Genomic DNA, 10,886 nt, shown 5'->3' with positions numbered 1-10,886 from the left:
AAAAAGATGCTGCCTTAATATCCGGTAAGATGGGACAATGCGTTTCGTATAAGGCGCCGTTGTCGAGACGGGAAAACGCTGTGCGGAGGGATGCGGGCAGGAACCGCAAGGCGGAGCTTCTTCTGTGATACAGGGAAAGATCGTGCGATGCACGGGCTTGTGGGGAAGCTTTTCGGTATGGACGGCTTTCGATACGGGGTTCCCGCAGTAAAAGTTTGGAGCGGGAGGGATCGCAACAGGACGGGCGTTTTCCTGTGGTGCCGCCCATCCTGACTGCGGGGCGGGAGCTGCTGATATCTAGAGGAGAGGGGCGGTGAGCGCTGCCCGTTGCAGGAGCGCTTTTTCCGCACAGGTCAGCGTATCATTTCCAGGAAGGCTTCCACGCGCACCTTGAGTTGTTCGGTATCGGCGGGGGAGTAATCGGTTACGATTTGCAGGAAGGGAATATCCAGTTCTTCACGGATGAATTTTTTGAGAGAGAAGGATTCCACGTCGTAGGTCTGACAGCCCTGCCAGGTCAGATCGACGACGGCATGGGCCTTGAAGTTCTCCACCAGCTGCTCCAGTACGGCATAGCGGTTGGGGTTGGGTGACATGACGGCGCAGGGCGTATCCAGATAGCGTTTTGCCAGAGCCGTGAGCGGGTCGGCTTCTTCGTCGATCATAAGGCGCACTTTTTTATAGCCGCTGCAGTTGTCGAGGCATACCACGCAGGCGCCGCAGTCTTCCAGGAGCTGTATGACTTTGTGCGATCCCATGCCCGCCGGAACTCCGGTCACAATGATGCGCGCTTCGTCTCTGGGGGCTTTGATACAGGAGGCCTTCACTTCGGCGGCAATATCCTGAAGCATGGCAATGGCCTGTTCGTAATCGGGCATGAAGGATGCGCGGAAGCAGATGTTCAGCATCTGCATGCCGTTAAGGGGAGAAGGGTCGAGCCTGGCAAGGTCGAGCACCTCCTTCAACGCGAGGCGGAGGCGGTTGCAGAGGCGCATGGCTTCCTTCAGCTTCAAGGGAGTGATGGTCGTGCCGAGATCTTTTTCCAGGCGTTCCTGGAGCTTGCCATACTGGCCGCGCCAGTAGGAGAGCGCGTCACCATCCTGTACATGGGGGAGCTGAAGCAGCATGACGGGCTTATACTTGCCGAGCAGCTCATACATTTTCTTCTTTCCGTCGCAGGTAGTGTCGGCCACGACGATATCGGAAGCGGCAAGATAGGGGCAGCTGTCTTGAAGGGCAAAGCCGAAGCTGCTCTTGATGAGGGGGCAGAGGCTTCGGGGCAGCACGGCCTCGGCAGGCGGTATGGAGTCGTTTTTGGTACCGCATAGGGAGACGGGCACGGCTCCGGCGGCCAGGGGAATTTCGAGGGGGGAATAGATGCAGTACTGGCCTACGACTTTTTTTCCCGCCGCTTTGGCTTCCTGAAGGGCAAGGACGTTTTTGTCGGTCACTTCATAGAAACGGTCGAGACTGGCATAATTCATACTTCACTCCTTTTCCGGGCTCTGTTGAGCCAGGTTTCGGCCAGAATGGCGGCGCCGAAAGCTCCGGTGTGCTGCGGATGGTCGGGAATGTTGATGGGGACTCCGAGTTCCCGGGAGAGGATATTGCCGAACGCGGCGCTGACGGCGAGTCCCCCGGTAAAGGTACATTCCCCTGCCATGGGGATGCGGGATGCAAGGGCGCGCATCCGGCGTGCAATGGAAACAAGGACGCCAGCGGCGATATCGGCCGGCGGAGTCCCTCTGGCCAGCAGGCCGACGATTTCCGTTTCGGCGAACACGGCGCACATACTGGAAATAGGGGCGGGCGTACCCTGCATGGCCAGAGCGTTGAGCCCTTCGAGATCCTGATTGAGGATACCGGAAAGCACCTGCAGAAAGCGCCCCGTGCCTGCGGCGCATTTGTCGTTCATGAGAAAATCCTGTACGGAACCGTCGGCATCTGTACGGATGACTTTGCTGTCCTGTCCTCCTATGTCGAGCACCACACGGGTATGGGGAAAGAGACGTACGGCTCCCGCAGCATGGCAGGTGATTTCCGTGGTCGACTTGTGGGCGAAAGGCAGGGATACGCGGCCGTAGCCCGTGGCTACGATATAGTCCGGTTCTCTGATCCCTGCTGCGGCACAGGCTTTCTGGAGTACTTCTTCTCCCGCAGCCTTCGGATTCCAGCCCGTGGGCTGAAGGGCCATGCCGGCAACCGTCCGGCTTGCAGTATCGTAAACAACGGCTTTTGCGGCAACGGAGCCGATATCCACTCCGACTGTGAACATGGTGTTTCCTCTGGGCGATGGGGCCCGTACTGGTGCGGCCCCGGAAAAGGGGCATGGACGTGGACTTCCCGGAGACGGCGGCAAAACCGTTTTCCCGGCAAGACCTGCCGAGGGCTGCGGAGCGGGTGGAGGAGAGGAAACGAGGATCAGCGAAGAGCCGTCCTCAGGCTCCCTGAAGCGCCCGCTCCGGCCATGTGTGACTTCAGGTGAAGCGGATGGCGCGATCCTGAAGGGACATGAAGAAGGGGCGGAAAGATGCGGGCATGGTATCCTCAAAAGGGAGACGAGGGAGGGGATGAGAATGAAACAGTGTTGAATATAAAATCCGCAGTCCTTTTTGGCAAATGAAAAATACCTTCCATGACAGCGGGGGTAATGTTCCCTCCAAAGAAGGAGGAGGTTGATATCCGGCGGATCCGGGGGGCGGAGTTGTGCGGCAGGAAAAGGGGCAGAACACGGGGCTGTGTGGACTCGGCCGGGATGCAGCCGGACTTCCCTGGGGAAGCAGAAAAAGCCCGCTCCAGAGAGTTATGACTCTGAAGCGGGCACGAGGATGCGGAGGGAAGAACCTAGATATCGGCTCCTGTGCGCATAAGCTCGAAGGTGAGGCCTCCGGGGACGGAGACGAAGGAGTAGTCGTCGCTGGCCTTGTTGAGCAGGCGGCCGCCGAATTTCCCCACAAGGGTTTCGGCCATGGCGTTGGGGTCGTCCACGCGCACGCCGAGGTGGTTGACGCCGCAGGCGGAAGCATCGGGCATGGGAGAGCCTTCGGGGATTTCTTTCAGGAAGATCTGCGTGCCCGCAAGGGTGAGCACGGCGCCGTCGGCCGTGCCGAACTTGCGCAGACGCACAAATTCTGCTCCGAAGGCACTTTTCCAGAACTCGATCATGGCGTTCAGGTCAGTGCAGCAGATGTGGACATGGTCGAACGTAGTCATAGTGTTCCCTCACTTGTGGATATTTCGGTGAAGCATTATTGCAGGCCGGAGGTGAGTTCCGGCCTTTTCCGCGTGGCGTTTTTTTTGTGGCTGCCTTGCAAAGGGGAGAAAATCCCCGGCGCGCAGGACAAGCTCGTCTGCAGGCCGTGTGGAAAGTTTTCCGACGGCCCGGGGCCGATTCAGGCGCCTTCCGCCTCATTGCCGCTGGAGGCAAGGATGCGGAAACATGTGGCGGGGATGAGCAGGGTGCCGTTTTCATGCAGCCTGTGAGTAGCTGCTTTGATGGCGTTCCCTGTGGTTTCATGGGTCATGAGCACGAGGGAGACGCAGTCTTCTCCAGTGAGGGAGACGCAGTCGTCCCGCGTGGCCGCCTTCTGGATGATCTGGGCGAAGCTGATCCCCTCTTCGGCGAACACGGTGGCAATGTCGCGCAGAACGCCGTAGGTATCGCGTACCGTGGCGCGGACGTACCAGGGGCTGATGGCCTCATCGGAAGGAAGAATCTTAGCGTCGGGCAGGGTGTTGATGAAGCCGGTGTTGGCTTCGGCGCTGTTGACGCTGTCGCGGCGGGCAAGGGCGAGCAGGTCGCCGAGGACGGCGCTGGCAGTGGGGCGGCTGCCCGCGCCGAGGCCGTGCAGGAACAGGGAACCTACGGCGTTGCCTTCGATGCGCACGGCGTTGTAGGCGCCGTTCACGCGGGCCAGCAACATGGAATGATGCACGAGGGCGGGGAAGACGCCGGCCTCTATTTTGCCGTTTTCATCGCGTGCCTGGCCGATGAGCTTGATGCGGTAGCCGAATTCGCGGGCAAACTGGATATCCAGCGGGTTGAGCCCGCGTATGCCTGCAACGGCAAGTTTGGAAAAATCGTAATGCACGCCCCAGGCGAGGCGTATGAGCAGCACGAGCTTGTGGGCCGCATCCTGACCGTCGATATCCAGCGAGGGGTCGGCTTCGGCAAGGCCCAGGTCCTGCGCCTCCTTGAGCGCCGTGGGAAAGTCGAAGCCGTGGCTGTTCATTTCCGAAAGAATGTAATTGGACGTGCCGTTCAAAATGCCCATGACGGAGGTGATGTGGTTCCCTGCCAGGCTGTCGCGCAGCGTCTGGATCACAGGTATGGCTCCGGCGGAACTCGCCTCATAACCCAACGCCACGTTCTTTTCCGCCGCCAGGGCAAAAATTTCACGCCCGTATTCCGCAAGCAGCGCCTTGTTGGCGGTGACTACGGACTTGCCGTTCTCCATGGAGCGCAGAATCAGTTCCCGGGCCACGGTAGTGCCGCCCATAAGCTCCACCACCACCTGGATATCGGGGTCGTCGGCAAGGGAAAGGGCGTTGTCCGTAAGCAGGACGCCCTCCGGCAGATCGCGTTTTTTGGCGATATTGTGCACGGCTACGGCTTTTATGGTAATTTCGCGGCCGGTCCTGCGCAGAATTTCGTCGTGATTCTTTTGCAGCATTTCCACAAGGCCGCTGCCGACGGTACCGAGGCCGGCTATGCCGATACAGAGATTCTGAGACATGCAAGCTCCAAAGGAGAGGAAAGAGGTTTTCGGGGAAGGCGACGCGCTTTCTCCTGTTTGGGGGAGACGGGCCGCGAGGGTCCGCCTCCTGGGAAAAAAGGACTAGCCCTCCTGCAGGACTTTTTTGATGCCCTGCAGAGCCTGGCGGGTGCGCTTCTGATTTTCAATAAGGGCGAAGCGGACATATTCGTCGCCCATCTGTCCGAAGCCGATGCCGGGCTGCACGGCCACATGGCCCTTCTGCAGCAGAAGCTTGGAGAATTCCATGGAGCCCATGGCCCGGAAGGGTTCGGGGATGCGGCCCCAGGCGAACATGGTGGCCTTGGGAGGCGTGATGGGCCAGCCTATGCGGTTCAGCCCTCCGCAGAGCACGTCGCGGCGCTTGCGGTATTCGTCGCAGATTTTTTCCACCGCGTCGCGCGGGGCGTTGAGGCCCACGGTGGCCGCGATCTGGATGGGCTGGAAAATGCCGTAGTCGAGGTAGCTCTTCAGGCGGGTGAGAATGTGGACGAGGTCGCGGTTGCCGAGGCAGAAGCCCATGCGCCAGCCGGCCATGGAATAGCCCTTGGTCATGGAATAGAATTCCACGCCCACGTCTTCCGCCCCCTTGGCCTGAAGGAAGCTCGGGGCCTGATAGCCGTCGAAGCAGAGGTCCGCATAGGCCATGTCGTGGATGACCCACATCTTGTGTTCCTTGGCAAATTCCACGATGCGCTCGAAGAACGCAAGATCCACCACCTGTGTGGTGGGGTTCTGCGGATAGCTTATGATGAGAAGCTTGGGTTTTGGCCAGGTCTGCTTGGTAGCGGTGAGAAGATCTTCAAAAAAGTCGCGGTCTTCCGCTACGGGGATACGGCGCACGTCCGCCCCGCAGATGACGGGGGCGTACACATGGATGGGGTAGGTGGGGTCGGGAGCAAACACCACGTCGCCGGGATTCAGCATGGCGAGGCAGAGATGGGCCAGGCCTTCCTTGGAACCTATGGTGGCGATAGCCTGGGTTTCAGGGTCGAGGTGCACGTTGAAGCGGCGTGCATAAAGGTCGCAGATAGCCTTGCGCAGATTGGGAATACCGCGCGACACGGAATAGCGGTGGTTCACGGGCTTGCGCGCGGCTTCGCAGAGCTTGTCCACAATGAATTTCGGCGTGGGCAGGTCGGGGTTGCCCATGGACAAATCGACAATGTCGATATTCTGCTGGCGGAGCTGCTTCTTGATCTCGCCCACCACGGCGAAGGCATAGGGGGGCAGACGGTCTATCCTCGAAAATTCGGGCATACTGTCCTCACAGTACAAAGACCGGACCGGGCCGCTCATTTCCTTTCGGCGCTGGCATGACGCTTCCGGGTTGCCTCGGCGAGGCCGGACTGCTGAGGATTACGGGCATGCCGGGCTTTGTGCGCGGCATACGGGAAAGGCGGGCCTTGGCCGATGCCCTTTCGCGCTGGCATGACGCGGGAAGGCGGACCTGCCTTGATGATATTCCCCGTTTATAGTAGGACAGCAAGGGAGTTGTAAAGAGGCCGGCAAGAGGGCTGCCCGGCTTTTCTGTTATTTATTGAAATGCGCGGCCCGTGGCGGAAACATGGAACAAATGGATATGCTGGCCCAGGAGGGGCCCGACAGGCCGGAGGAGTTTTCCGGTACGCTGGAGCGCATAGTTTTCCACAATGAGGAAAACGGCTGGACGGTGTTCCGGCTGCGCGTGGAAGGCAGGGAAGACCCCGTGGCCGTGGTGGGCAGCATGTCTTCTCCCCAGCCCGGAGTAAGGCTGCGCGTCAGGGGCCGATGGATAAGCCACCCCAGGTTCGGCCGCCAGATACAGATGGTTTCCTGCGAGGAGGAACTTCCGGCCACGGAGGAGGGCATACGGCTTTTTCTTGCTTCCGGATGCATCAAGGGCATAGGCCCCAAATGGGCCGACCGCATAGTGGCCCATTTCGGCGCAAGCACGCTGGAGGTGATGGACCACGACCCGGACCGCATGCTGGAGTTGCCGCGCTTCGGAAAAAAGCGCCTTGCCGCCATGAAGGAATCCTGGGCCGAGCATCAGGGCATACGCGAGCTTATGATTTTTCTTCAGCCCCACGGCGTGACTGCCGGGCTTTCGGTACGCATTTACCGTCAGTACGGTGCGCAGGCGCTTGCCGTGGTGCGCGAAAATCCCTACCGCCTGGCCATGGACATTCACGGCATAGGCTTTACCACGGCGGACGCGCTGGCCCGCAAACTGGGTTTTGAGGAAGACAGCCCCCTGCGGGCCGAGGCCGGGGTGCTTTACACGCTCATGCGCCTCACCGAAGACGGGCATATTTACTATCCGCGCGATCTTCTGGTGGAAGAAGCCTCCGGCAAACTTTCCATATCTCCGGAGCTCGCGGAGGGTGCGATAGACGATTTGGAGCGGGAAGAGCGCGTGGTCATCGAGGATCTCGGCGATCATGAGGGTGTCTACCTTTCCCGCAACCACATGTACGAGTCCAAGATAGCCTTCTACATGCAGCGCCTGCTTCATTCTCCGAAATCAGTGCGCTTTCAGGAGCCGAAGAAGCTTGTGAAGCGCATCCTTGAAAGCATGCCCATGCAGCTTGCCGAGGAGCAGAAGAAGGCCGTGTATACGGCGGCCGCCTCCAAGGTCATGGTACTCACGGGCGGGCCGGGCACGGGTAAGACCACTATTTTAAACGCCATTATCAAGGTGTTTCAGGATGCGCGGGCGCGTATACTGCTTGCCGCCCCCACGGGGCGCGCGGCCAAGCGCATGTCGGAAGCGAGCGGCATGGAAGCGAAAACCATACACCGCCTTCTGGAATACAGCCCGGCGGAAGACGGCTTCAACCGCAACGAGAACAATCCCCTGGCCTGCGGGCTCCTTGTGGTGGATGAAGCCTCCATGATGGATACCATGCTCATGTACCATCTGGTGAAGGCCGCGCCCGTGGGGGCCACCTTCATTCTGGTGGGGGACGTGAATCAGCTTCCCTCCGTGGGGCCGGGCAATGTGCTGCGCGACGTCATAGCCTCCGGCGTGGTGCCCGTGGTGGAACTTCTGGAAGTGTTCCGCCAGGCGGCGGAGAGCGATATCATCTGCAACGCCCATCTCATCAACAAGGGTAGCCTGCCTGAGCTGCATCAGAGCGGCGGGCGGAAGACGGATTTTTATTTCTTCAAGCAGGACGATCCGGAGGCCGCCGCCGACCTCATCGTCGATTTGGTGCGCGACCGCATTCCCCGCAAGTTCGGCTTTCGTTCCGAGGAGATACAGGTGCTTTCCCCCATGCTGCGCGGGGGCGTGGGGGTGAACAGCCTGAACCGCCGGCTTCAGGATGCCGTGAACCCTCAGCCGATTTCTCTGGCGCGCGGTGAGAGACAGTTCCGCCTGAATGACAGGGTCATGCAGGTGCGCAACAATTACGACAAGGATGTATTCAACGGCGACATGGGCACCATCATCTATCTTGACGCCGAGGAGCGGGAAGTGACGGTGCGTTTTGACGAGCGCAACGTGAACTACCTGTGGGAAGAGATGGATGAGCTGGTTCCCGCTTATGCCATTTCTATTCACAAGTCGCAGGGCGGCGAGTATCCCGTGGTGGTCATACCGCTCATGATGCAGCACTACATGCTGCTTCAGCGCAACCTCGTCTACACGGCGGTGACGCGCGGCAGGAAAATGGTGGTGCTGGTGGGCGAATGGCGCGCTCTGGCGACGGCGGTGAGGAACAATCACATCCGCAGGCGTTACACATGGCTGGCCCGCAGGCTGGCCGGAAGTGAAGGCGCGGTGCATGCCGATATGCTCCCCGAAGTGGGAGGTTCCGCCCGCCGCGCGGAAAACAATGGGGAATGAATATGACGGAGAATGTCCGCCTTTTGATACGCAGAAGACATGCGACGCGCTTTTGCACCCGCGGGGCTATGTTGGGTCTTGCGCTTGCCGGGGCCGTATTTGCCCTGGGCTGCGCACGGCAGCCGGAAGTACCCCAGGCGCAGAATGCGGCCGGGGAAGTCGCGGATCTTGACGTGATCCCGCAGAATCTTGCCGTCTTCGCCCGTGAGGCCGGAGGGAACGCGCTGCTTCGTTCCCATGCGGCGGCGGAAAAGGATATGCAGAAGTTCCGCCGGAGATTCTTTGCCCCGTGGGAAGCCGGAAAGCCCGACCGAAACGCTCTGAACGAGTTTGAGGCTGTGTTGAACCGGCCTTCGGGCAAACGCGGTTATGCCGAGAACATGCGCCCCTGGTCCGATGCTGCTTGGGAAGAAATGCGTGAGAATGCCGCTCTCGACGCCGTTTCCGGTACGGGCAGGCCCGCCATAGTCACGCGCGCGGCCGACCTTCGCCTCGCGCCCACTGAGAAGCCCCGCTTCGCCCGTATCGAGGGCGCGGGGCAGGGCTGGCCTTTCGACGATTTTCAGCAGAGCTCCCTGCATGTGGGCATGCCGCTCATGGTGTACCATGCCAGCCTCGACGGGGCCTGGCTTCTGGTATGCGGCCCCATGGCCTGGGGCTGGGTGGACGCTTCCAGCGTGGCCTTTGTGGACGGGGCGTTTCAGGAGGCATGGCAGGATTCCCCCCTGGGCGCCGTGGTGAGGGAGGGGGTCTCCCTGAGAAACGGCGAAGCCTTCCTTGCGCTTGCGGACATAGGCGCGGTGCTGCCCATGGAAGGCGCGGGTACGGCGCTCGTGCCCGTGCGCAGCTCCCGCGGGCAGGCCGTGATTGTCCGCTCTCCCCTGTCGCCGGGCGACATGCTCCCCATGCCGCAGCCCCTTACCGCGCAGGCCGTAGCCGCCGTAGGCGACCGCATGATGGGGAAGAATTACGGCTGGGGCGGCATGTACGGCAACAGGGACTGTTCGGCTATGATGCGCGACCTTTTCGCTCCCTTCGGCATCTGGCTGCCGCGCAATTCCGCCTCTCAGGCCAAGGCCGGGGAATTTCACAGCGTTGAGGGGATGGGCATAAAGGAAAAGGAGGAGGAGATCCTTCGCGGAGGCGAGCCGTTCCGTACCCTGTTGTGGCTGCCCGGGCACATAGGCCTGTATGTGGGCGAGTTTCAGGGCGGGCCTGTTTTTTTTCATGACGTGTGGGGGGTGAGGAGCAGGCTGAGGGACGGCCGCGAGGGCCGCATCATCCTCGGCCGCGCGGTGATTACCGGCCTGAAGCCCGGAGCGGAGCGGTCCGATATCGACCCCGAAGGCCTGCTTGTTAAAAGAATACGCGGCTATACCGTGATCGGCGGGTGAGTCATGGAAGAAGTATTTCGATTTTATGCCGTCACCTACGGTTGCCGGGTGAACCAGTATGAAACGCAGGCCATACGCGAATGGTGGCAGAGCCTGGGCGGCGTGGAAACCGACGAACCTGCCGAGGCCGACGTCATACTCATCGACTCCTGTGCAGTGACGGCCGAGGCCGTGAGCGACGCGAGGCAGATGGCGCGCAGGCTCGGGCGTGTCAACCCGCGCGCCCGCATATTCGCCGCAGGCTGCGCGGCTTCCTCCAATCCCGGGGACTTTGCTCTGCCGGGTGTGGCTGCGGTGATCCCGCAGAGGGAGAAATATGTGCTTCTTTCCGGCCATCCCCTGTCCATGACGGATTTTTCCGTGCCGGAAGAGGGAAGGCCCCGCTTTGCGCCTTTTTCCATCCGATCCTTCCGGCGGGCGAGGCCCGTGGTCAAGGTGCAGGACGGCTGCTCCCAGGGCTGCGCCTACTGCATCATTCCGCTGACGCGAGGGCCGGCGCGGAGCCGCCCCGTGGAGGAGATTCTTGCGGAAACAGGGCGTCTCCTGGAGGCGGGATATCGGGAAATCATGATTTCCGGGGTGAACCTGCGCCAGTTCCACTCCGACGGCGGGGACGGGAAGAACTTCTGGTCGCTTCTGCGCCGCATGGACGCGGAATTTTCTCCGAAGTGGCAGGGCAGGGCACGCTTTCGCCTGAGCTCCCTGGAACCTGCACAGGTGACGGGGGCGGAATGTCTGGAGACGCTGGAAGGATGCCGCATGCTCTGCCCTCACCTGCATCTTTCGCTTCAGAGCGGGAGCATGGCCGTACTCGGGCGCATGGGCCGCTCTCCCTATTCCCCGGAAGGCGTGGCCGAGGCCGTGGGGAACATGCGCCGTTTCTGGCCCGTCATGGGGCTGGGGGCG

General features: G+C 60.9%; 8 protein-coding genes. 3 read left to right on the top strand and 5 right to left on the bottom strand.

Features of this window, described 5'->3' with window-relative positions; translation table 11 throughout:
* Window positions 1-353: 353 nt before the first annotated feature.
* The 5 genes from K8W16_RS10485 to K8W16_RS10465 form a co-directional block, all read right to left on the bottom strand.
* Window positions 354-1,484 carry a double-cubane-cluster-containing anaerobic reductase gene (locus K8W16_RS10485; protein ID WP_304123431.1) on the bottom strand — a complete coding sequence of 377 codons (1,131 nt, stop codon included), beginning with the start codon at window positions 1,482-1,484 and terminating at the stop codon, window positions 354-356.
* Window positions 1,481-2,275 (bottom strand): acyl-CoA dehydratase activase, encoded by a 795-nt coding sequence (locus K8W16_RS10480; protein ID WP_304123430.1) that lies wholly within the window; start codon window positions 2,273-2,275, stop codon window positions 1,481-1,483. Before K8W16_RS10480 ends, K8W16_RS10485 begins: the two co-directional genes overlap by 4 nt.
* A gap of 569 nt (window positions 2,276-2,844) precedes the next feature.
* Complete coding sequence (locus K8W16_RS10475) at window positions 2,845-3,213, bottom strand: VOC family protein (RefSeq protein WP_304123427.1); 369 nt, start codon at window positions 3,211-3,213, stop codon at window positions 2,845-2,847.
* 179 nt (window positions 3,214-3,392) lie between these two features.
* Window positions 3,393-4,736 carry a homoserine dehydrogenase gene (locus tag K8W16_RS10470; RefSeq protein ID WP_304123424.1) on the bottom strand — a complete coding sequence of 448 codons (1,344 nt, stop codon included), beginning with the start codon at window positions 4,734-4,736 and terminating at the stop codon, window positions 3,393-3,395.
* 102 nt (window positions 4,737-4,838) lie between these two features.
* The gene (locus tag K8W16_RS10465) at window positions 4,839-6,014 is read right to left on the bottom strand and encodes an aminotransferase class I/II-fold pyridoxal phosphate-dependent enzyme (protein WP_304123420.1); all 1,176 of its coding nucleotides are present in this window, start codon (window positions 6,012-6,014) and stop codon (window positions 4,839-4,841) included.
* Between the two features lie 316 nt (window positions 6,015-6,330).
* On the opposite strand from K8W16_RS10465, the gene K8W16_RS10460 reads away from it, so the two are divergent.
* The 3 genes from K8W16_RS10460 to K8W16_RS10450 all read left to right on the top strand — a co-directional run.
* Window positions 6,331-8,586: an ATP-dependent RecD-like DNA helicase gene (locus K8W16_RS10460; protein WP_304123434.1), complete on the top strand. Its 2,256-nt coding sequence runs from the start codon at window positions 6,331-6,333 to the stop codon at window positions 8,584-8,586.
* Between the two features lie 68 nt (window positions 8,587-8,654).
* Complete coding sequence (locus K8W16_RS10455; protein ID WP_304123417.1) at window positions 8,655-9,980, top strand: NlpC/P60 family N-terminal domain-containing protein; 1,326 nt, start codon at window positions 8,655-8,657, stop codon at window positions 9,978-9,980.
* A gap of 3 nt (window positions 9,981-9,983) precedes the next feature.
* On the top strand, window positions 9,984-10,886 hold a 903-nt coding region (locus tag K8W16_RS10450; protein WP_304123414.1), incomplete at its 3' end, for a radical SAM protein.

Source organism: Mailhella massiliensis (assembly GCF_020741395.1).
In the GTDB taxonomy this organism is placed as follows: Bacteria; Desulfobacterota; Desulfovibrionia; order Desulfovibrionales; family Desulfovibrionaceae; genus Mailhella; species Mailhella massiliensis_A.
Note: the sequence above shows the minus strand (reverse complement) of the source record. Positions and strands in the feature narration are given on the sequence as shown.

Bases quoted from the DNA above. Each gene is read 5' to 3' on its own strand.
- K8W16_RS10485 (WP_304123431.1), bottom strand. From the start codon at position 1,484: ATGAATTATGCCAGTCTCGACCGTTTCTATGAAGTGACCGACAAAAAC.
- K8W16_RS10480 (WP_304123430.1), bottom strand. From the start codon at position 2,275: ATGTTCACAGTCGGAGTGGATATCGGCTCCGTTGCCGCAAAAGCCGTT.
- K8W16_RS10475 (WP_304123427.1), bottom strand. From the start codon at position 3,213: ATGACTACGTTCGACCATGTCCACATCTGCTGCACTGACCTGAACGCC.
- K8W16_RS10470 (WP_304123424.1), bottom strand. From the start codon at position 4,736: ATGTCTCAGAATCTCTGTATCGGCATAGCCGGCCTCGGTACCGTCGGC.
- K8W16_RS10465 (WP_304123420.1), bottom strand. From the start codon at position 6,014: ATGCCCGAATTTTCGAGGATAGACCGTCTGCCCCCCTATGCCTTCGCC.
- K8W16_RS10460 (WP_304123434.1), top strand. From the start codon at position 6,331: ATGGATATGCTGGCCCAGGAGGGGCCCGACAGGCCGGAGGAGTTTTCC.
- K8W16_RS10455 (WP_304123417.1), top strand. From the start codon at position 8,655: ATGTTGGGTCTTGCGCTTGCCGGGGCCGTATTTGCCCTGGGCTGCGCA.